The 19,959-nt window shown below is 48.1% G+C and carries 21 protein-coding genes and 2 pseudogenes; 13 read left to right on the top strand and 10 right to left on the bottom strand.

The genetic code is table 11. From position 1 onward, the window contains the following. Positions 1 to 48 precede the first annotated feature (48 nt). The 3 genes from ACJHXB_RS06425 to sad form a co-directional block, all read right to left on the bottom strand. Positions 49 to 408, bottom strand: a complete 360-nt coding sequence (locus tag ACJHXB_RS06425) for a DUF4186 domain-containing protein (protein ID WP_001191032.1) — start codon at positions 406 to 408, stop codon at positions 49 to 51. Beyond that, positions 408 to 1,334, bottom strand: coding sequence for a glutaminase B (gene glsB, locus ACJHXB_RS06420; protein WP_000257409.1), 927 nt, complete (start codon positions 1,332 to 1,334; stop codon positions 408 to 410). Before glsB ends, ACJHXB_RS06425 begins: the two co-directional genes overlap by 1 nt. Positions 1,335 to 1,397: 63 nt before the next feature. Continuing rightward, entirely contained in the window at positions 1,398 to 2,786 is a 1,389-nt protein-coding gene (gene sad / locus ACJHXB_RS06415; RefSeq protein ID WP_001306073.1) for a succinate-semialdehyde dehydrogenase, read from the bottom strand. A gap of 100 nt (positions 2,787 to 2,886) precedes the next feature. Between sad and ptrR the strand changes: the two genes are divergently transcribed. The 3 genes from ptrR (at position 2,887) to ydeA (ending at position 6,301) form a co-directional block, all read left to right on the top strand. Further along, on the top strand, positions 2,887 to 3,762 hold the full coding sequence (gene ptrR / locus ACJHXB_RS06410) for a putrescine utilization regulator PtrR (RefSeq protein ID WP_000366514.1): 876 nt from the start codon (positions 2,887 to 2,889) through the stop codon (positions 3,760 to 3,762). Between the two features lie 83 nt (positions 3,763 to 3,845). Continuing rightward, the gene (gene yneK / locus ACJHXB_RS06405; RefSeq protein ID WP_000258614.1) at positions 3,846 to 4,961 is read left to right on the top strand and encodes a putative protein YneK; all 1,116 of its coding nucleotides are present in this window, start codon (positions 3,846 to 3,848) and stop codon (positions 4,959 to 4,961) included. Positions 4,962 to 5,110: 149 nt separating this feature from the next. Continuing rightward, the gene (gene ydeA, locus ACJHXB_RS06400) at positions 5,111 to 6,301 is read left to right on the top strand and encodes an L-arabinose MFS transporter (protein WP_000210785.1); all 1,191 of its coding nucleotides are present in this window, start codon (positions 5,111 to 5,113) and stop codon (positions 6,299 to 6,301) included. A 24-nt stretch (positions 6,302 to 6,325) separates the two neighbouring features. On the opposite strand, the gene marC is transcribed toward ydeA, so the two are convergent. Further along, positions 6,326 to 6,991 carry an NAAT family transporter MarC gene (gene marC, locus ACJHXB_RS06395; RefSeq protein WP_000885033.1) on the bottom strand — a complete coding sequence of 222 codons (666 nt, stop codon included), beginning with the start codon at positions 6,989 to 6,991 and terminating at the stop codon, positions 6,326 to 6,328. A 211-nt stretch (positions 6,992 to 7,202) separates the two neighbouring features. Between marC and marR the strand changes: the two genes are divergently transcribed. From marR to marB, 3 genes are read left to right on the top strand one after another with little or no spacing between them, the layout of a single operon-like run. Then, positions 7,203 to 7,637, top strand: a complete 435-nt coding sequence (marR, locus tag ACJHXB_RS06390) for a multiple antibiotic resistance transcriptional regulator MarR (RefSeq protein ID WP_000843419.1) — start codon at positions 7,203 to 7,205, stop codon at positions 7,635 to 7,637. A gap of 20 nt (positions 7,638 to 7,657) precedes the next feature. After that, positions 7,658 to 8,041, top strand: coding sequence for an MDR efflux pump AcrAB transcriptional activator MarA (gene marA / locus ACJHXB_RS06385; protein WP_000091199.1), 384 nt, complete (start codon positions 7,658 to 7,660; stop codon positions 8,039 to 8,041). A gap of 31 nt (positions 8,042 to 8,072) precedes the next feature. Then, complete coding sequence (gene marB, locus ACJHXB_RS06380; RefSeq protein ID WP_000803531.1) at positions 8,073 to 8,291, top strand: multiple antibiotic resistance protein MarB; 219 nt, start codon at positions 8,073 to 8,075, stop codon at positions 8,289 to 8,291. A gap of 30 nt (positions 8,292 to 8,321) precedes the next feature. Here marB and eamA read toward each other — a convergent pair whose 3' ends face one another. Further along, entirely contained in the window at positions 8,322 to 9,221 is a 900-nt protein-coding gene (gene eamA, locus ACJHXB_RS06375; protein WP_000087219.1) for an O-acetylserine/cysteine exporter, read from the bottom strand. A 194-nt stretch (positions 9,222 to 9,415) separates the two neighbouring features. Here eamA and ydeE point away from each other — a divergent pair, with 194 nt between their 5' ends. The 3 genes from ydeE to mgtT all read left to right on the top strand — a co-directional run bounded on the left by ydeE (position 9,416) and on the right by mgtT (position 10,929). Beyond that, entirely contained in the window at positions 9,416 to 10,603 is a 1,188-nt protein-coding gene (gene ydeE, locus ACJHXB_RS06370) for an efflux MFS transporter YdeE (RefSeq protein ID WP_001054184.1), read from the top strand. Between the two features lie 126 nt (positions 10,604 to 10,729). Then, a complete protein-coding gene (gene mgtS / locus ACJHXB_RS06365) occupies positions 10,730 to 10,825 on the top strand; it encodes a protein MgtS (RefSeq protein ID WP_000901367.1) in 96 nt (31 codons plus the stop codon). Beyond that, positions 10,825 to 10,929, top strand: a complete 105-nt coding sequence (gene mgtT / locus ACJHXB_RS06360; RefSeq protein WP_211180496.1) for a protein MgtT — start codon at positions 10,825 to 10,827, stop codon at positions 10,927 to 10,929. The genes mgtS and mgtT overlap by 1 nt, the downstream gene beginning before the upstream one ends. Positions 10,930 to 11,043: 114 nt before the next feature. On the opposite strand, the gene dgcZ is transcribed toward mgtT, so the two are convergent. Next, complete coding sequence (gene dgcZ / locus ACJHXB_RS06355; RefSeq protein WP_000592808.1) at positions 11,044 to 11,934, bottom strand: diguanylate cyclase DgcZ; 891 nt, start codon at positions 11,932 to 11,934, stop codon at positions 11,044 to 11,046. A 254-nt stretch (positions 11,935 to 12,188) separates the two neighbouring features. Then, a complete protein-coding gene (gene ydeI, locus ACJHXB_RS06350) occupies positions 12,189 to 12,581 on the bottom strand; it encodes a YdeI family stress tolerance OB fold protein (RefSeq protein WP_000671728.1) in 393 nt (130 codons plus the stop codon). A gap of 239 nt (positions 12,582 to 12,820) precedes the next feature. Between ydeI and ACJHXB_RS06345 the strand changes: the two are divergent. Further along, a pseudogene (locus ACJHXB_RS06345) lies at positions 12,821 to 12,901 on the top strand (hypothetical protein); the annotation flags it as partial. A 44-nt stretch (positions 12,902 to 12,945) separates the two neighbouring features. Here the strand turns inward: ACJHXB_RS06345 and dcp are convergent. Next, entirely contained in the window at positions 12,946 to 14,991 is a 2,046-nt protein-coding gene (gene dcp / locus ACJHXB_RS06340) for a peptidyl-dipeptidase Dcp (RefSeq protein WP_001469151.1), read from the bottom strand. 136 nt (positions 14,992 to 15,127) lie between these two features. Here dcp and ydfG point away from each other — a divergent pair, with 136 nt between their 5' ends. The 3 genes from ydfG (at position 15,128) to ydfZ (ending at position 17,029) form a co-directional block, all read left to right on the top strand. After that, a complete protein-coding gene (ydfG, locus tag ACJHXB_RS06335) occupies positions 15,128 to 15,874 on the top strand; it encodes a bifunctional NADP-dependent 3-hydroxy acid dehydrogenase/3-hydroxypropionate dehydrogenase YdfG (RefSeq protein WP_000636571.1) in 747 nt (248 codons plus the stop codon). An 88-nt stretch (positions 15,875 to 15,962) separates the two neighbouring features. Continuing rightward, positions 15,963 to 16,649: a DNA-binding transcriptional regulator rspR gene (gene rspR / locus ACJHXB_RS06330; RefSeq protein ID WP_000215553.1), complete on the top strand. Its 687-nt coding sequence runs from the start codon at positions 15,963 to 15,965 to the stop codon at positions 16,647 to 16,649. Between the two features lie 176 nt (positions 16,650 to 16,825). Continuing rightward, the gene (gene ydfZ / locus ACJHXB_RS06325) at positions 16,826 to 17,029 is read left to right on the top strand and encodes a putative selenium delivery protein YdfZ (RefSeq protein WP_000214712.1); all 204 of its coding nucleotides are present in this window, start codon (positions 16,826 to 16,828) and stop codon (positions 17,027 to 17,029) included. 34 nt (positions 17,030 to 17,063) lie between these two features. On the opposite strand, the gene ACJHXB_RS06320 is transcribed toward ydfZ, so the two are convergent. Next, positions 17,064 to 18,524, bottom strand: a complete 1,461-nt coding sequence (locus ACJHXB_RS06320; protein ID WP_000527815.1) for a mannitol dehydrogenase family protein — start codon at positions 18,522 to 18,524, stop codon at positions 17,064 to 17,066. An 88-nt stretch (positions 18,525 to 18,612) separates the two neighbouring features. Continuing rightward, positions 18,613 to 19,896, bottom strand: a pseudogene (ydfJ, locus tag ACJHXB_RS06315) (MHS family MFS transporter YdfJ); the annotation flags it as partial. Between the last annotated feature and the right edge of the window lie 63 nt (positions 19,897 to 19,959).

The raw sequence follows: 19,959 nt of genomic DNA, 5'->3' as shown, positions 1-19,959 counted from the left end.
GCAAATAAAGATATCCTGGGAATGCTATTTTATCGTTTTCCGCAATTATCATGGCTGATTCATCTGTATAACCAACCAGTGATAGATTACCGCCACGATATAACGTTGTTGTTCCTCGCTTAACGAAACACCCTGCGGAATGTTATGCCACTTAGCCAGACAACCGCGACAACAGGTTGCAGTGGCGTGCTGAGCGATAAACACCGGATGCCCGCGCATGGGGGTTTGCTTACCGTCGTTAGCCGGTAATGCCGGAGCAAGACGTTTAGCGACAAAATCCGCCGCATGTTGTTCGATGACTGGCGCGCCTTTCTCCAGACAATACTGACGCTCTTTCACCCCCAAACGAAAGCGAGAGCGAAATTTTGAACGGGATAAACGCGCGAAGAGTGGATCGAGAGACTGCATTAATAAACCGAACGCCCTAACTGTTTCGTTAATTGTTCAAGAACGGCAATGCCCGCAAGCGAGTTACCAGCATCATCCAGTTCCGGACTCCAGACTGCGATGGCCATTTCATGCGGAACAATCGCCACAATACCGCCACCAACGCCAGATTTCGCTGGTAGTCCCACCCGCCAGGCAAACTCCCCCGCGTTCTGGTACATACCACTGGTCGCCATCAGCGCATTAATTTGCCGCGCCTGCATTGGCGTCACCACAGGTTCATCAATATGAATAGCTTTCCCCTGATTAGCCAGAAAGACAAACGTCCGGGCCAGCTCTACACAGCTCATTTTCAGAGCGCAGTAATGAAAGTAGTTTTGCAGAACGGTTGTCACATCATGATGGAAATTGCCAAACGACTTCATCAGCCAGGCGATAGCCGCATTTCGCGCGGAATGTTCAAATTCGGAACGCGCTACCACCGTATCGTATGAAATATCAGACACACCGCTTAAGCCGCGCACGACTTCCAGCATACGTTGCCGAGGAGCGCTTAATCGCCCTTGCAACATATCGCAGACCACCAGCGCACCGGCATTAATAAACGGATTACGCGGAATACCCTGCTCCATTTCCAGTTGCACTAAAGAATTGAACGGTGATCCAGACGGATCTTTGCCGACGCGTTGCCAGATTTCCTCTTCGGAGTAATGACGCATGGCGACAACGAGACTCAGCACTTTGGAAATAGACTGAATGGAAAAACGTTCTTGTGCATCTCCGGCCTGAAAAAGCTGTCCGTCAACTGTACAGATAGCAATGCCCAGCCGGGAACCGTCTACCGTAGCCAGCGCCGGAATATAATCCGCGACTTTACCCTGACCAATGAGCGGCCGCACTTGCCGCAAGATGTTTTCTAAAATTGCATTATCCATGGCGACTGCCACTTTCTACTCCTGGACCGCAGGTCTGAAAAGACCTGCGAGTATATCAGAGCTGAATATGTAGCGTCAGATCCGGTCTTTCCACACCGTCTGGATATTACAGAATTCGTGTAAGCCGAAATGGGAAAGCTCACGACCAAAGCCACTCTTCTTCACGCCACCAAAGGCGACTCGCGCGTCGCTGGCACAATAACCATTGATAAACACCCCACCGCATTCCAGACGTGCCGCCATCTGTCTGGCCTGTGTTTCGTCGGTGGTGAAAATGGTCGCTGAAAGGCCGAACTCACTATCATTAGCCAGTTCCAGCGCATGTTCTGCATCTTTCGCAATGGTGATTGCCGCAACGGGGCCAAACATTTCTTCCCGAAACGCGGTCATTTCTGGGGTAACATTCGCCAGAACCGTTGGCGGATAGTAGTTACCTGCCCCAGCCATCTTTTCCCCGCCCAGTAACAAACGCGCACCCTGCGCCAGGGTTTTCTCCACCTGATGATGCAGCTCATCACGTAAATCAAAACGAGCCATTGGTCCGAGAGTGTTCTCTTCGTCACGGGGATCGCCCATTTTCAAGGCTGCCGCAGCTGCCACAAAACGTTCGGTAAATGCCGAAGCAATTCCCTCTTCGATAATAAAGCGTTTTGCAGCTGCACAAACCTGTCCGGTATTCTGATAACGTCCGGCTACCGCCGCTTTAACCGCCAGTTCCAGATCGGCATCGTTAAGCACAATAAATGGATCCGAACCGCCCAGTTCCAGTACGCATTTTTTCAGTGCCGCTCCAGCCTGTGCGCCAATAGCCGCTCCCGCACGAACACTTCCGGTCACCGTGACAGCAGCAATGCGCGAGTCTTTAATCATCTGACTGACGCCGTCGTTGTCGGCATTCAGCCAGCCATATACGCCTTGTGGGATACCCGCATCTTTAAACACCTGGGCAATGAGCTGTGCACAGCCCATCACATTCGGCGCATGTTTAAGTAAGTAGCCGTTACCTGCAAGAATGATGGGAACCGCGCCACGCATCACCTGCCATAACGGAAAATTCCACGGCATAATCGCCAGAATTGTCCCCAACGGTCGATACTCAATAACTGCCTGCTGATTTTCCACCAGCGTAGGTTCCGCCTTCAGCATTGCCGGACCATGTTCTGCATACCAGTCACACAAATTCGCCGATTTCGCCACTTCAGCGCGCGCCTGGTTGATTGGTTTGCCCATTTCACGGGTGATCATTTGCGCCATTTCTTCGCTACGGACACGCAGAGCCTTACCGATATCACGCAGTTTTTCAGCACGATAATCTATATTTGTCTCGCGCCAGTCGCGAAAGCCAGCTGCCGCCAGCTGTAGTGCGTTTTCGATATCGTCAGCGCCAGCCCACGGCAGCACAGAAAGTTGTTCACCGGTGGCAGGATTTATCGAAATTGCATGAGTTTCCGGAGTAATGGTCATCGGGGTATCTCCTTTATGAGTCATTGTATGAAGATACGCAGATTTACTCTTGCTTTAAAATGAATAATATTAAGCCACTTATTCACGAATCGAGAATATTATGGATCTGACCCAACTGGAGATGTTCAACGCGGTTGCCGAAGCTGGCAGCATAACCCAGGCTGCAGCAAAAGTGCATCGCGTGCCGTCGAATCTCACTACCCGTCTACGCCAGCTGGAAACAGAACTGGGGGTTGATCTGTTTATTCGCGAGAATCAGCGTTTACGTCTCTCTCCTGCCGGGCATAACTTTTTACGCTATAGCCAACAAATTCTCGCGTTAGTGGATGAAGCGCGGAGCGTTGTCGCTGGCAATGAGCCGCAAGGTTTATTTTCTCTTGGTTCGCTGGAAAGCACCGCAGCAGTTCGCATTCCGGCCACGCTGGCGGAATTCAACCGTCGTTATCCCAAAATTCAGTTTTCACTTTCCACCGGCCCTTCCGGCACTATGCTGGAAGGGGTGCTGGAGGGAAAACTGAATGCGGCGTTTATTGATGGGCCCATTAACCATACTGCCATTGACGGGATACCGGTGTACCGCGAGGAGTTGATGATTGTCACGCCACAAGGACATGCGCCAGTAACCCGTGCCAGTCAGGTTAATGGCAGTAACATTTATGCCTTCCGCGCCAATTGTTCGTATCGTCGCCACTTCGAGAGCTGGTTTCATGCTGACGGTGCCGCTCCGGGAACTATCCATGAGATGGAGTCTTATCACGGAATGTTGGCCTGTGTGGTCGCAGGAGCTGGCATTGCGCTTATTCCACGCTCTATGCTGGAAAGTATGCCGGGGCATCACCAGGTTGAGGCGTGGCCGTTAGCTGAGCAATGGCGTTGGTTAACAACATGGCTGGTCTGGCGTCGCGGTGCAAAAACGCGTCCGCTTGAGGCATTTATTCAACTACTGGATGTGTCTGACTCGGCAAAACAGAGTTAGCAATGAGCTATTTTTGATAGTTCTTGCGGCTAATATGCTCTATATAGTGATGTTCCGATGACTTATGACTATATGGGGCAAATATGGTTACGCCAGTAAGCATCAGCAATTACATATCTCTTCCTGAAGATTTTCCCGTACGTAATATTGCACCTCAGGTAAAAGAAGTTTTAAAGGATTTTATTGATGCACTCAGTACCATAATATGTAATGAAGAGTGGCGCACGTCTTTAAACATCAACTCAGCTACAAAAAAGATATTTAATAACCTTGACAACTTATCATATATTCAGAGGACTTCTTTTCGGGGTAACGACACGCTATACAATGAAAAGGTTCAGTTTAAACTCACTTATCCCGCCAGGAATGGAAGACACAAAGAAAATATTGAATTCCAGGTAGTAATAAATTTAAGTCCTATTTATTTAGATAATTTCCGCCATGATGGGGAAATTAATATTTTTTGCGCTCCTAACCCAAAACCTGTCACTATGGGGCGCGTATTTCAGACCGGCGTCGAGCGTGTACTCTTTCTGTTTCTGAATGACTTTATTGAACAATTCCCAATGATCAACCCTGGCGTTCCCATCAAAAGAGCGCATACACCACATATTGAACCCCTGCATCCGGATCACCATACCGCTGCAGATTACTTACGCCAGTTTGATTTGCTTGTCCTGAATTTTATCACCCGCGGTAATTTTGTCATACTCCCCCGATTATGGAATAACTCTGAAGTTCACAGATGGTTCGTCAATAAAGAGCCTAACTTGATCACCGCCATTCTTGACATAAAGGACAGCGAATTAAAAGAGGATTTATTGCAAAGCCTGATGGATTCATTAGGTTCTAACAAACATGTACTACCCGAAGTCTGTATCTGCTTTTTATCCCTTTTAGCAGAACAAGAATCTCCTCATTTTCAGGAGTTGTTTTTATTTTTCGCCAATATGTTGTTGCATTATCACCAATTTATGAATCCCAATGAAAGTGATTTGAATGACGTGTTGATGCCAGCATCATTAAGTGATGATAAAATTATCAAACATATGGCGCGCAGGACCCTCAAACTTTTTGTAAAAAATGAAACGCCGCCAAAAGTTACTCACAAAGACCTGGTGAAAAACAGGCCTCGCTCCCCTGTCAGATCACCTATACCCGCAACCGCCAAAACGCCAGACCTCCCTGAACGTCATTAAACCGTGATGTTACCGACTCTCTGACGCGGAACAGAATCAGCGTCAGAGAAACGGAAAACGCGATCCAGATCACAAATGCATTGTATTCACATCATTAACCGTTTTAAGATCATTTCATCACTTTTTCGCAACTCACCCGATAATCTGTTATGACAACAAACACTGTTTCCCGCAAAGTGGCGTGGCTACGGGTCGTTACGCTGGCAGTCGCCGCCTTCATCTTCAACACCACCGAATTTGTCCCTGTTGGCCTGCTCTCTGACATTGCGCAAAGTTTTCACATGCAAACCGCTCAGGTCGGCATCATGTTGACGATTTATGCATGGGTAGTGGCGCTAATGTCATTGCCTTTTATGTTAATGACCAGTCAGGTTGAACGGCGCAAATTACTGATCTGCCTGTTTGTGGTGTTTATTGCCAGCCACGTACTGTCGTTTTTGTCGTGGAGCTTTACCGTTCTGGTGATCAGTCGCATTGGTGTGGCTTTTGCACATGCGATTTTCTGGTCGATTACGGCGTCTCTGGCGATCCGTATGGCTCCGGCCGGGAAGCGAGCGCAGGCATTGAGTTTAATTGCCACCGGTACAGCACTGGCAATGGTATTAGGTTTACCTCTCGGGCGCATTGTGGGGCAGTATTTTGGCTGGCGAATGACCTTCTTCGCGATTGGTATCGGGGCGTTTATTACCCTTTTGTGCCTGATTAAGTTACTTCCCTTACTGCCCAGTGAGCATTCCGGTTCGCTGAAAAGCCTACCGCTATTATTCCGCCGCCCGGCATTGATGAGCATTTATTTGTTAACTGTGGTGGTTGTCACCGCCCATTACACGGCATACAGCTATATCGAGCCTTTTGTGCAAAACATTGCGGGATTCAGCGCCAACTTTGCCACGGCATTACTGTTATTACTCGGTGGTGCGGGCATTATTGGCAGCGTGATTTTCGGTAAACTGGGTAATCAGTATGCGTCTGCGTTGGTAAGTACGGCGATTGCGCTGTTGCTGGTGTGCCTGGCACTGCTGCTACCTGCGGCGAACAGTGAAATACACCTCGGGGTGCTGAGTATTTTCTGGGGGATAGCGATGATGATCATCGGGCTTGGTATGCAGGTTAAAGTGCTGGCGCTGGCACCAGATGCTACCGACGTCGCGATGGCGCTATTCTCTGGGATATTTAATATTGGAATCGGCGCGGGTGCGTTGGTAGGTAATCAGGTCAGTCTGCACTGGTCAATGTCGATGATTGGTTATGTGGGCGCGGTGCCTGCTTTTGCCGCGTTAATATGGTCAATCATCATTTTCCGCCGCTGGCCAGTGACACTCGAAGAACAGACGCAATAGTTGAAAGGCCCATTCGGGCCTTTTTTAGTGGTACGTTTTAATGATTTCCAGGATGCCGTTAATAATAAACTGCACCCCCATACATACCAGCAGGAATCCCATCAGACGGGAGATCGCTTCAATGCCCCCCTTACCCACCAGCCGCATAATTGCGCCAGAGCTGCGTAGACTTCCCCACAAAATAACCGCCACCAGGAAAAAGATCAGCGGCGGCGCAACCATCAGTACCCAATCAGCAAAGGTTGAACTCTGACGCACTGTGGACGCCGAGCTAATAATCATCGCTATGGTTCCCGGACCGGCGGTACTTGGCATTGCCAGTGGTACAAAAGCAATATTGGCGCTGGGTTCATCTTCCAGCTCTTCCGACTTGCTTTTCGCTTCCGGTGAATCAATTGCTTTCTGTTGCGGAAAGAGCATTCGAAAACCGATAAACGCGACGATTAAGCCGCCTGCAATTCGCAGACCGGGAATCGAAATGCCAAATGTATCCATCACCAGTTGCCCGGCGTAATACGCCACCATCATGATGGCAAAGACGTACACCGAGGCCATCAACGACTGACGATTACGTTCGGCACTGTTCATGTTGCCTGCCAGGCCAAGAAATAACGCGACAGTTGTTAATGGGTTAGCTAACGGTAGTAACACCACCAGCCCCAGGCCAATTGCTTTAAATAAATCTAACATTGGTGGTTGTTATCCTGTGTATCTGGGTTATCAGCGAAAAGTATAAGGGGTAAACAACGATAAAGTGTCACTCTTTAGCTAGCCTTGCATCGCACTGACCAAAACTTGAACCGATTTAGCAAAACGTGGCATCGGTCAATTCATTCATTTGACTTATACTTGCCTGGGCAATATTATCCCCTGCAACTAATTACTTGCCAGGGCAACTAATGTGAAAAGTACCAGCGATCTGTTCAATGAAATTATTCCATTGGGTCGCTTAATCCATATGGTTAATCAGAAGAAAGATCGCCTGCTTAACGAGTATCTGTCTCCGCTGGATATTACCGCGGCACAGTTTAAGGTGCTCTGCTCTATCCGCTGCGCGGCGTGTATTACTCCGGTTGAACTGAAAAAAGTGTTATCGGTCGACCTGGGGGCGCTGACCCGTATGCTGGATCGCCTGGTCTGTAAAGGCTGGGTGGAAAGGTTGCCGAACCCGAATGACAAGCGCGGCGTACTGGTAAAACTTACCACCAGCGGCGCGGCAATATGTGAACAATGCCATCAATTAGTTGGCCAGGACCTGCATCAAGAATTAACAAAAAACCTGACGGCGGACGAAGTGGCAACACTTGAGCATTTGCTTAAGAAAGTCCTGCCGTAAACAAAAAAAGAGGTATGACGATGTCCAGACGCAATACTGACGCTATTACCATTCATAGCATTTTGGACTGGATCGAGGACAACCTGGAATCGCCTCTGTCACTGGAGAAAGTGTCAGAGCGTTCGGGTTACTCCAAATGGCACCTGCAACGGATGTTTAAAAAAGAAACCGGTCATTCATTAGGCCAATACATCCGCAGCCGTAAGATGACGGAAATCGCGCAAAAGCTGAAGGAAAGTAACGAGCCGATACTCTATCTGGCAGAACGATATGGCTTCGAGTCGCAACAAACTCTGACCCGAACCTTCAAAAATTACTTTGATGTTCCGCCACATAAATACCGGATGACCAATATGCAGGGCGAATCGCGCTTTTTACATCCATTAAATCATTACAACAGCTAGTTGATAACGTGACAACGTCACTGAGGCAATCATGAAACCACTTTTATCCGCAATAGCAGCTGCGCTTATTCTCTTTTCCACGCAGGGCATTGCGGAACAAACCACGCAGCCGGTTGTTACTTCCTGTGCCAATGTCGTGGTTGTTCCCCCATCGCAGGAACAACCACCGTTTGATTTAAATCACATGGGTACTGGCAGTGATAAGTCGGATGCGCTCGGCGTGCCCTATTATAATCAACACGCTATGTAGTTTGTTCTGGCCCCGACATATCGGGGCTTATTAACTTCCCACTTTTACCGCTTTACGCCACCGCAAGCCAAATACATTGATATACAGCCCGGTCATAATGAGCACCGCACCGAAAAATTGTAGACCCGTTAAGCGTTCATCCAACAATAGTGCCGCACTTGCCAGTCCTACTACGGGCACCAGTAACGATAACGGTGCAACCCGCCAGGTTTCATAGCGTCCCAGTAACGTCCCCCAGATCCCATAACCAACAATTGTCGCCACAAACGCCAGATACATCAGAGACAAGATGGTGGTCATATCGATAGTGACCAGACTGTGAATCATGGTTGCGGAACCATCGAGAATCAGCGAGGCAACAAAGAAGGGAATGATTGGGATTAATGCGCTCCAGATTACCAGCGACATCACCGCCGGGCGCGTTGAGTGCGACATGATCTTTTTATTGAAGATGTTGCCACACGCCCAACTAAATGCTGCCGCCAGGGTCAACATAAAGCCGAGCATCGCCACATGCTGACCGTTCAGACTATCTTCGATTAACACAAGTACGCCAAAAATCGCTAAGGCGATCCCCGCCAATTGTTTGCCATGCAGTCGCTCACCGAAAGTAAACGCGCCAAGCACGATAGTAAAAAACGCCTGTGCCTGTAACACCAGCGAAGCCAGTCCAGCAGGCATACCGAAGTTAATGGCACAAAAAAGAAAAGCAAACTGCGCAAAACTGATGGTTAATCCATACCCCAGCAGCAAATTCAGTGGTACTTTCGGTCGTGCGACAAAAAAGATAGCCGGAAAAGCAACCAGCATAAAGCGCAAACCGGCCAACATCAGCGGTGGCATGTTATGAAGCCCCACTTTGATGACCACAAAATTTAGCCCCCATACGACCACTACCAGTAGCGCCAACACCCCATCTTTTCGCGACATTCTACCGCCTCTGAATTTCATCTTTTGTAAGCAATCAACTTAGCTGAATTTACTTTTCTTTAACAGTTGATTCGTTAGTCACCGATTACGACGGCATTAATGCGCAAATAAGTCGCTATACTTCGGATTTTTGCCATGCTATTTCTTTACATCTCTAAAACAAAACATAACGAAACGCACTGCCGGACAGACAAATGAACTTATCCCTACGACGCTCTACCAGCGCCCTTCTTGCCTCGTCGTTGTTATTAACCATCGGACGCGGCGCTACGCTGCCGTTTATGACCATTTACTTGAGTCGCCAGTACAGCCTGAGTGTCGATCTAATCGGTTATGCGATGACAATTGCGCTCACTATTGGCGTCGTTTTTAGCCTCGGTTTTGGTATCCTGGCGGATAAGTTCGACAAGAAACGCTATATGTTACTGGCAATTACCGCCTTCGCCAGCGGTTTTATTGCCATTCCTTTAGTGAATAACGTGACGCTGGTGGTGCTCTTTTTTGCCCTTATTAACTGCGCCTATTCCGTTTTTGCTACCGTGTTGAAAGCCTGGTTTGCCGACAATCTTTCCTCCACCAGCAAAACGAAAATCTTCTCAATCAACTACACCATGCTCAACATTGGCTGGACCATCGGTCCGCCGCTCGGCACGCTGTTGGTGATGCAGAGCATCAATCTGCCCTTTTGGCTGGCAGCTATCTGTTCCGCGTTTCCCATGCTTTTCATTCAAATTTGGGTAAAGCGCAGCGAGAAAATCATCGCCACGGAAACAGGCAGTGTCTGGTCGCCGAAAGTTTTATTACAAGATAAAGCACTGTTGTGGTTTACCTGCTCTGGTTTTCTGGCTTCTTTTGTTAGCGGCGCATTTGCTTCATGCATTTCACAATATGTGATGGTGATTGCTGATGGGGATTTTGCCGAAAAGGTGGTCGCGGTTGTTCTTCCGGTGAATGCTGCCATGGTGGTTACGTTGCAATATTCCGTGGGCCGCCGCCTTAACCCGGCTAACATCCGCGCGCTGATGACAGCAGGCACCCTCTGTTTCGTCATTGGGCTGGTCGGTTTTATTTTTTCCGGCAACAGCCTGCTATTGTGGGGTATGTCAGCTGCGGTATTTACTGTCGGTGAAATCATTTATGCGCCGGGCGAGTATATGTTGATTGACCATATTGCACCGCCAGGAATGAAAGCCAGCTATTTTTCCGCCCAGTCTTTAGGCTGGCTTGGTGCCGCGATTAACCCATTAGTGAGTGGCATAGTGCTTACCAGTCTGCCGCCTTTCTCGCTGTTTATCATCTTAGCGTTGGTGATCATTGCTGCGTGGGTGCTGATGTTAAAAGGAATTCGTGCAAGACCGTGGGGGCAGCCCGCGCTTTGTTGATTTAAGTCGAACACAATAAAAATTTAATTCAGCCTTCGTTTAGGTTACCTCTGCTAATATCTTTCTCATTGAGATGAAAATTAAGGTAAGCGAGGAAACACACCACACCATAAACGGAGGCAAATAATGCTGGGTAATATGAATGTTTTTATGGCCGTACTGGGAATAATTTTATTTTCTGGTTTTCTGGCCGCGTATTTCAGCCACAAATGGGATGACTAATGAACGGAGATAATCCCTCACCTAACCGGCCCCTTGTTACAGTTGTGTACAAGGGGCCTGATTTTTATGACGGCGAAAAAAAACCGCCAGTAAACCGGCGGTGAATGCTTGCATGGATAGATTTGTGTTTTGCTTTTACGCTAACAGGCATTTTCCTGCACTGATAACGGATCGTTGACACAGTAGCATCAGTTTTCTCAATGAATGTTAAACGGAGCTTAAACTCGGTTAATCACGTTTTGTTCGTCAATAAACATACAGCGATTTCTTCCGGTTTGCTTACCCTCATACATTGCCCGGTCCGCTCTTCCAATGACCACATCCAGAGGCTCTTCAGGAAATGCGCGACTCACACCTGCAGTCACGGTAATGTTGATATGCCCTTCAGAATGTGTGATGGCATGGTTATCGACTAACTGGCAAATTCTGATACCTGCACGACATGCTTCTTCATCATTAGCCGCTTTGACAATAATGATAAATTCTTCGCCACCGTAGCGATAAACCGTTTCGTAATCGCGCGTCCAACTGGCTAAGTAAGTTGCCAGGGTGCGTAATACTACATCGCCGATTAAATGCCCGTAGGTATCATTAACCAATTTAAATCGGTCAATATCCAACAACATTAAATAAAGATTCAGAGGCTCAGCGTTGCGTAACTGATGATCAAAGGATTCATCAAGAACCCGACGACCCGGCAATCCCGTCAAAACATCCATATTGCTACGGATCGTCAGCAAATAAATTTTGTAATCGGTTAATGCCGCAGTAAAAGAAAGCAACCCTTCCTGAAAGGCGTCGAAATGCGCGTCCTGCCAGTGATTTTCAACAATAGCCAGCATTAATTCCCGACCACAGTTATGCATATGTTGATGGGCAGAATCCATTAGCCGAACGTAAGGTAATTCATCGTTATCGAGTGGTCCCAGATGATCAATCCACCGACCAAACTGGCACAGTCCATAAGAATGGTTATCCGTTATTTCTGGCTTACTGGCATCTCTCGCGACTACGCTGTGAAACATACTTACCAGCCACTGGTAGTGGGCATCGATAGCCTTATTGAGATTTAACAAGATGGCATCAATTTCCGTTGTCTTCTTGATCATTGCCACTCCTTTTTCACAGTTCCTTGTGCGCGCTATTCTAACGAGAGAAAAGCAAAATTACGTCAATATTTTCATAGAAATCCGAAGTTATGAGTCATCTCTGAGATAACATTGTGATTTGAAACAAAATCAGCAGATAAAAAAGTGTTTAATTCTGTAAATTAAGCCTGCATTATCGCAATTAAAAGGATGACAAATAGCATAACCCAATACCCTAATGGCCCAGTAGTTCAGGCCATCAGGCTAATTTATTTTTATTTCTGCAAATGAGTGACCCGAACGACGGCCGGAGCGCTTTTCTTATCCAGACTTCCGCTAATGTTGATCAGCTGGTCCGGCTGAACTTCTCGTCCATCAAAGACTGCCGCAGGAATAACAACATTAATTTCACCGCTCTTATCGCGAAAAACGTAACGGTCCTCTCCTTTGTGAGAAATCAAATTACCGCGTAGTGAAACCGAAGCGCCATCGTGCATTTTTTTTGCGAAATCAACGGTCATTTTTTTTGCATCATCGGTTCCGCGATAGCCATCTTCTATTGCATGAGGCGGCGGTGGCGCTGCATCCTGTTTTAATCCGCCCTGGTCATCTGCCAACGCATAAGGCATGACAAGAAAACTTGCTAATACAATGGCCTGAAATTTCATACTGACTCCTTAATTGCGTTTGGTTTGACTTATTAAGTCTGGTTGCTATTTTTATAATTGACAAATAAGAATACTGCCAATTGTTATAAGGCATTTAAAATCAGGCAACTAGCTGTCAAATATTCAGAGAATTTTACTCACTAAAGTAAGAAGAAGATTAAAGAGTCTTAAACATATTTCAGAACAATCAGATTTATAAATTTGAAAATTATTATAACGGAAGGGTATACAAAAAAAGTAATTTTGCTGGCGACTGCGAAACGGCATTCGCATTAGCGGTGAAGTTTGCCCTCACCCAGCTGCTGCAATTACTGCTATAACGAGGCTGGTCTGGCGATAAATCCAGGCCAGCCATTGGTGGTGTTTATACGTTCAAGCCACGATGTTGCAGCATCGGCATAATCTGAGGTGCCTTACCGCGCCATTGTCGATACAGGCGTTCCAGATCTTCGCTGTTACCTCTGGAAAGAATCGCCTCGCGAAAACGCCGCCCATTTTCACGCGTTAATCCGCCCTGCTCAACAAACCACTGGTAACCATCATCGGCCAACATTTGCGTCCACAGATAAGCGTAATAACCTGCGGCATATCCGCCACCAAAAATATGGGCGAAATAACTGCTGCGATAGCGTGGCGGTATAGCAGGAAGATCCATATTTTCCGCCACCAGCGCCCGCAATTCGAAATCATCGACATCCTGCATTGCTTCGTTTTCTTCCAGGCAATGCCAGCGCATATCGAGAAGTGCGGCGCTAAGCAGTTCGCTCATCTCATACCCTTTATTGAACAGGCTGGCATTACGCATTTTCTGTTGCAGTTCATCAGGCATTGCTGCCCCGCTCTGATAATGCCGGGCGTAGCGAGCGAATACCTGCGGATGCGTTGCCCAGTGTTCGTTGATTTGCGACGGAAATTCGACAAAATCACGCGGCGTGTTGGTGCCGGAAAGCGTGGCATAACGCTGGCGGGCAAAGAGGCCGTGTAGCGTATGACCAAATTCATGGAATAAGGTTATGACATCATCCCAGAGTAACAACGCAGGCTCACCGGCAGCGGGTTTCTGATAATTGCAGACGTTATAAATTACCGGATGCGTTTCATTCAGCGTTGATTGCTCAACAAAATTGCCCATCCATGCACCGCCGCTTTTTGAATCACGGGCGAAGAAATCACCGTAAAATAACGCCAGCCCCACGCCATTATGATCAAAAATTTCCCATACACGAACGTCAGGATGGTAGACAGGAATATCAAAACGTTCGACAAACTTAATACCGAAGAGCTGATTCGCAGTCCAGAATACGCCTTCATTCAACACCGTGTTTAATTCGAAATAAGGCTTGAGCTGCGCTTCATCGAGATCGAATTTCTCACGTCTTACCTGCTCGGCATAAAATGCCCAGTCCCACGGCTGCGCGCTAAACCCGCCCTGCTGCTTATCGATAACCGCCTGTATGGAGGCTAATTCATCGCTCGCACGTTGACGCGCCGCTGGAACAATTTCCCGCATAAAGTTGAGTGCTGCTTCTGGCGTTTTTGCCATCTGATCGGCGATTTTCCATGCGGCATAATGAGGGAAACCAAGCAGTTTCGCCTGCTGCGCGCGGATCTCCACCAGACGTTGAATGATAGCGCGGGTATCATTGGCATCATTTTTTTCCGCTCGCGTCCAGCCCGCAGTGAACAGTTTTTCACGCGTCGCACGATCGCGCATTTCGGCAAGCGCCGGTTGTTGGGTGGTATTCAGCAGCGGAATCAGCCATTTGTTATCCAGACCTTTCTCGCGAGCCGCCTCTGCCGCCAGCGCAATCTCTTGCTCACTTATTCCTGCCAGCTGCGCGATATCGTTCACAACCAGACCGCCGGATTTATTTGCTGCCAGTAACCGCTGGTTAAACTGGCTGGTCAGGGTCGCAGCTTCTGTATTCAGTACTTTTAATTTTGCTTTATCAGCTTGCGCAAGTTTGGCTCCGGCAAGGACAAAACGTTGATGAATGACCTCCACCAGGCGGATGGATTCACTATCAAGCCCCAGGGATTCTCGGCGCTGCCAGACAGCATCTACCCGCGCGAATAATTCACCGTTCAGATAGATATCATTAGCCAGTTCCGCCAGTTCAGCGGAAAACTGTTCATCAAGACGCTGTAATTCATCATTGGTATGCGCCGCAGTCATCGCAAAAAAGACGCTGGTAACGCGGGTAAGTAATTCTCCGCTTTGTTCCAGTGCCAGAATAGTATTGTTGAAATCAGGCGTTTGCGGGTTAAGCGCGATGGCAGTAATTTCTGCCCGCTTTTGCAGCATTCCCTCATCGAATGCCGGGCGATAGTGATGATTGGAAATTTGATCAAAATGGGGAGCCAGATACGGCAGTGTGCTTTGCACAAGGAAAGGATTCATTGTTGTCATTTTCTTCTCCTGAACGCGAGGTGTTCCATAGCGTAGGCTTACTGATAACGGAGTGCAATCTTGCAAACCAGTATTACCCGCTCTTAAGCATCACGTGCTATGTTATTGACACACAAAAGCGTTGAGGAACAGTGAGATGATCGTTTTAGTAACTGGAGCAACGGCAGGTTTTGGTGAATGCATTACTCGTCGTTTTATTCAACAAGGGCATAAAGTTATCGCCACTGGCCGTCGCCAGGAGCGGTTGCAGGAGTTAAAAGACGAACTGGGAGATAATCTGTATATCGCCCAACTGGACGTTCGCAACCGCGCCGCTATTGAAGAGATGCTGGCATCGCTTCCTGCCGAGTGGTGCAATATTGATATCCTGGTAAATAATGCCGGTCTGGCGTTGGGCATGGAGCCTGCGCATAAAGCCAGCGTTGAAGACTGGGAAACGATGATTGATACCAACAACAAAGGCCTGGTATATATGACGCGCGCCGTCTTACCGGGTATGGTTGAACGTAATCATGGTCATATTATTAACATTGGCTCAACGGCAGGCAGCTGGCCGTATGCCGGTGGTAACGTTTACGGTGCGACGAAAGCGTTTGTTCGTCAGTTTAGCCTGAATCTGCGTACGGACCTGCATGGTACGGCGGTGCGCGTCACCGACATCGAACCGGGTCTGGTGGGTGGCACCGAGTTTTCCAATGTCCGCTTTAAAGGCGATGACGGTAAAGCGGAAAAAACCTATCAAAATACCGTTGCATTGACGCCAGAAGATGTCAGCGAAGCCGTCTGGTGGGTGTCAACGCTGCCTGCTCACGTCAATATCAATACCCTGGAAATGATGCCGGTTACCCAAAGCTATGCCGGACTGAATGTCCACCGTCAGTAATTTTTATACCCGGCGTAACTGCCGGGTTATTGCTTGTCACAAAAAAGTGGTAGACTCATGCAGTTAACTCACTCACAAGCAAGAACGAATGACCGTCGAAACGCAACTTAATCCCACACAGCCTGTCAATCAGCAGATTTATCGTATTCTTCGTCGCGACATTGTCCATTGCCTGATTGCACCAGGCACACCGTTGTCGGAAAAAGAAGTTTCTGTTCGTTTCAATGTGTCACGCCAGCCGGTTCGTGAAGCCTTTATTAAACTGGCGGAAAACGGCCTGATTCAAATTCGTCCGCAGCGTGGCAGCTACGTCAACAAAATTTCCATGGCCCAGGTGCGCAACGGCAGTTTTATCCGTCAGGCCATTGAGTGCGCGGTGGCGCGTCGGGCGGCGAGCATGATTACCGAAAGCCAGTGCTACCAACTGGAACAAAATCTTCACCAGCAGCGCATTGCCATTGAGCGCAAGCAACTGGATGATTTTTTTGAACTTGATGACAACTTCCATCAACTCCTGACCCAGATTGCCGACTGTCAACTGGCGTGGGATACCATTGAGAACCTGAAAGCGACCGTTGATCGCGTGCGCTATATGAGTTTCGACCACGTTTCTCCACCAGAAATGCTGTTACGCCAGCATCTTGAGATTTTCTCTGCCCTGCAAAAACGTGATGGCGATGCGGTAGAACGTGCAATGACGCAACATTTGCAGGAAATCAGCGAATCCGTGCGCCAGATCCGTCAGGAAAACAGCGACTGGTTTAGCGAAGAGTAATTCATTTCCTCTCATCCCATCCGGGGTGAGAGTTTTTCCCTCCGTCATATGGCTCATGCATGCATCAAAAAAGATGTGAGCTTGATCAAAAACAAAAAATATTTTACTCGACAGGAGTATTTATATTGCGCCCGTTACGTGGGCTTCGACTGTAAATCAGAAAGGAGAAAACACCTATGACGACCTACGATCGTAACCGTAACGCAATCACCACTGGCAGCCGTGTTATGGTTAGCGGCACCGGTCACACTGGCAAGATCCTGTCGATTGATACTGAAGGTCTGACCGCAGAGCAAATCCGCCGCGGAAAAACCGTAGTTGTTGAAGGTTGTGAAGAGAAACTGGCACCTCTGGACCTGATTCGTCTCGGCATGAACTAAGCGTGTGAATGCCGCCGATGGCGGCATTGCTTTTTTACTTCACGGAATATTTCGCCACGGTCGCTTTCGCACCATGCGCTAATAAAGACAAGTACGCTTCCGTCACTTTTGCAGTAAACAAGCTATTGTCTGGCAAATCATCACCAAAGATTGCCTTAATCGCCAGCAATGACTGGACGCGCGCTTTCCCTTCGGCACTACTTTGTACAGCCTTCTGAATAACAGGTAACAGTGGGTCACTGATTTCTATCGGATTTCCCTGTTCATCAACACCACCCACATAACGCATCCAACCTGCGACGCCCAGCGCCAGCAGATCGAACTTGCTGTCATGCGCCAGATGCCAGCGAACAGAATCCAACATCCGCTGTGGCAATTTCTGGCTGCCATCCATCGCAATCTGCCAGGTTCGATGACGTAACGCCGGGTTGCTATAGCGTGCAATTAATCGGTTAGCGTAATCTTGCAAATCAACGCCCTGCACTTTCAGCGTCGGCGCTTGTTCCTGCAACATCAAGCCATACGCCGCATGACGATAATGTTCATCTTCCATACAGTCATTAATGTGCTGATATCCAGCAAGATAACCCAGATACGCCAGGAATGAATGACTGCCGTTGAGCATGCGCAACTTCATCTCTTCATAAGGCAGCACATCGCTAACCAGTTCGGCTCCCGCTTTTTCCCATTCCGGACGTCCGGCAACAAAGTTATCTTCGATTACCCACTGGCGGAAAGGTTCACAGGCAACGCCAGCAGGATCGCGCACACCGGTAAGTTGTTCGATTTTCGCCAGCGTATCCTCTGTCACTGCGGGCACAATACGGTCCACCATTGTTGATGGGAAAGTCACGTTATCTTCGATCCATTGTGCCAGTTTTACATCAACGGCTTGCGCGTAGGAAGTGACAACGTCACGCATAACATGACCGTTTTCTGGCATGTTGTCACATGACATGACGGTAAATGCGGGAAGTCCTGCCGCTTTACGGCGAGCCAGCGCCTCGACAATCACCCCTGTTGCAGTTTTCGGCTGGTGGGGATTTTGTACGTCGGCAACGACCATCGGGTGATCGAGCATTAACTGTCCGGTCGCCGGAGAGTGGAAATACCCTTTTTCGGTGATTGTCAGAGAGACAATCGCGATTTGCGGTTCACACATCGCAGCCAACACGGTTTCTAAGCCATCAATCTGTACGTGCAAGGCTTTTTTAACGACGCCAACGACGCGAGCCGTCCACGCATCGGCCGACATTTCCGCAACGGTATAAAGATTATCTTGCTGTTGTAAATCGGCAATTTGCTGTTCGCCGCCGATTAAGTTGACCTCATAATATCCCCATTCACTGAAATGTTCCGTAGCAAGAATATCGGCATACACGCCCTGATGCGCACGGTGAAATGCACCAAAGCCTAAATGAACAATTCTTGGGGCCAGGTTATTACGATCATAAACAGGGAGTGTCGCTTTTGCTGATAACAAATTATTTCCCATAACAATTCCTTAAATATAAATATGGCAAGCTACATGTTTTGTTATATGAATAAAAATCCCCTCTCCGGTAAGAGAAGGGATTGAGGATTTAAAGACTTCTGGAAGGTTGCGCAGCTCTGACAACACGCGGTTGATCTTCCGCAGCGTCTTCCAGCGCACTTAAATCACGGTCTTTCACTTCTGGCATTTTCAGCGCAGAGATTAAACCAATCACTGAATATGCCATGATCATAATGGCGATCGGATACCAGGATTCCGTCATGGTGCAGAAAATACCCGCCAGGATAGGACCAAAACCGGAAGCGATAAGACCACCAATTTCTTTAGAAATCGCCATCCGGGTAAAGCGGTTTTTACAGCCGAACATTTCTGCCATGGTAATGTTTTCCAGAGCAAATAATCCCAGCACCGCACAGTTATGAATCACAATCAGTGCAACCATAATGGTGCTCGGGGCATAGCTTTTATCTACGATGATAGAAAGCATTGGCCATGCCAGCACAATCGCGGAGGTATTCATAATAATATACGGGATCCGGCGACCAATTTTATCGGATAACCAACCAAGGAACGGAATGGTCATAAAGCCGAGAATCGAACTGATCATCAATGCATCTGTTGGAATTGCTTTGTTAAACAATAACGTCTGTACTAAATAGCCTGCAAGGAAAGTCTGAATTAAACCGGAGTTACCAGCCTGACCAAAACGCAGCCCTGTTGCCAGCCAGAAGGATTTGCTCTGGAACATGCTACCAGCAGGTGCAGGTTTTGCTGTCGGTTGGTTGCTGTCGTTAACCTTCTCAAAGACCGGGCTTTCTTTAAGATTCATACGCAACCAGATAGCAAAGACCATCACGACAACGCTCGCCAGAAACGGTATACGCCATCCCCACGCCAGCAGTTCTTCTTTACTGAGAATGAAGAACATAAAGGCCCAGATTGCCGTTGCGCTTAAGGTTCCGCAGTTAGTTCCCATAGCCACAAATGAGGAGATAATTCCGCGCTTACCTTTTGGTGCATATTCCGCCAGCATCGTGCCGGCACCGGAAATTTCCGCGCCTGCCCCCAGCCCCTGAATAATACGCAGCGTCACCAGCAAAATTGGCGCAAACACACCAATTTGTGCATAGGTCGGCAGCACACCAATTAAGGTGGTACAGATCCCCATCATAGTGATGGTAATAAAGAGCACTTTTTTACGCCCGATTCTGTCGCCCATTTTGCCGAAAATAAATGCTCCGACAATACGCGCCACATAACCTGCACCGTAGGTTCCCATTGCCAGAATTAACGCCATTGCCGTTGATGATTCAGGAAAAAATATTTCATGAAACACTAACGCTGCGCCGAGCGAATATAACTGGAAATCCATAATTCACAGGTGTTTTTTCCCATCCTGTGGTTTCCTTGGCGTTTTCTAGGTTTTTTCAGATAG

It is taken from the genome of Escherichia sp. WS3227_2, assembly GCF_046486495.1.
In the GTDB taxonomy this organism is placed as follows: Bacteria; Pseudomonadota; Gammaproteobacteria; order Enterobacterales; family Enterobacteriaceae; genus Escherichia; species Escherichia coli.
The sequence above is the reverse complement of the archived record's forward strand: the minus strand, read 5'-3'. Positions and strand labels throughout refer to the sequence as shown.

Bases quoted from the DNA above. Each gene is read 5' to 3' on its own strand.
- ACJHXB_RS06320 (WP_000527815.1), bottom strand. From the start codon at position 18,524: ATGGGAAATAATTTGTTATCAGCAAAAGCGACACTCCCTGTTTATGAT.
- mgtT (WP_211180496.1), top strand. From the start codon at position 10,825: ATGAACGGAGATAATCCCTCACCTAACCGGCCCCTTGTTACAGTTGTG.
- ydfZ (WP_000214712.1), top strand. From the start codon at position 16,826: ATGACGACCTACGATCGTAACCGTAACGCAATCACCACTGGCAGCCGT.
- sad (WP_001306073.1), bottom strand. From the start codon at position 2,786: ATGACCATTACTCCGGAAACTCATGCAATTTCGATAAATCCTGCCACC.
- rspR (WP_000215553.1), top strand. From the start codon at position 15,963: ATGACCGTCGAAACGCAACTTAATCCCACACAGCCTGTCAATCAGCAG.
- ACJHXB_RS06425 (WP_001191032.1), bottom strand. From the start codon at position 408: ATGCAGTCTCTCGATCCACTCTTCGCGCGTTTATCCCGTTCAAAATTT.
- dcp (WP_001469151.1), bottom strand. From the start codon at position 14,991: ATGACAACAATGAATCCTTTCCTTGTGCAAAGCACACTGCCGTATCTG.
- mgtS (WP_000901367.1), top strand. From the start codon at position 10,730: ATGCTGGGTAATATGAATGTTTTTATGGCCGTACTGGGAATAATTTTA.
- ydfG (WP_000636571.1), top strand. From the start codon at position 15,128: ATGATCGTTTTAGTAACTGGAGCAACGGCAGGTTTTGGTGAATGCATT.
- ydeA (WP_000210785.1), top strand. From the start codon at position 5,111: ATGACAACAAACACTGTTTCCCGCAAAGTGGCGTGGCTACGGGTCGTT.
- yneK (WP_000258614.1), top strand. From the start codon at position 3,846: ATGGTTACGCCAGTAAGCATCAGCAATTACATATCTCTTCCTGAAGAT.
- ydeE (WP_001054184.1), top strand. From the start codon at position 9,416: ATGAACTTATCCCTACGACGCTCTACCAGCGCCCTTCTTGCCTCGTCG.
- marA (WP_000091199.1), top strand. From the start codon at position 7,658: ATGTCCAGACGCAATACTGACGCTATTACCATTCATAGCATTTTGGAC.
- ydeI (WP_000671728.1), bottom strand. From the start codon at position 12,581: ATGAAATTTCAGGCCATTGTATTAGCAAGTTTTCTTGTCATGCCTTAT.
- ptrR (WP_000366514.1), top strand. From the start codon at position 2,887: ATGGATCTGACCCAACTGGAGATGTTCAACGCGGTTGCCGAAGCTGGC.
- eamA (WP_000087219.1), bottom strand. From the start codon at position 9,221: ATGTCGCGAAAAGATGGGGTGTTGGCGCTACTGGTAGTGGTCGTATGG.
- marB (WP_000803531.1), top strand. From the start codon at position 8,073: ATGAAACCACTTTTATCCGCAATAGCAGCTGCGCTTATTCTCTTTTCC.
- dgcZ (WP_000592808.1), bottom strand. From the start codon at position 11,934: ATGATCAAGAAGACAACGGAAATTGATGCCATCTTGTTAAATCTCAAT.
- marC (WP_000885033.1), bottom strand. From the start codon at position 6,991: ATGTTAGATTTATTTAAAGCAATTGGCCTGGGGCTGGTGGTGTTACTA.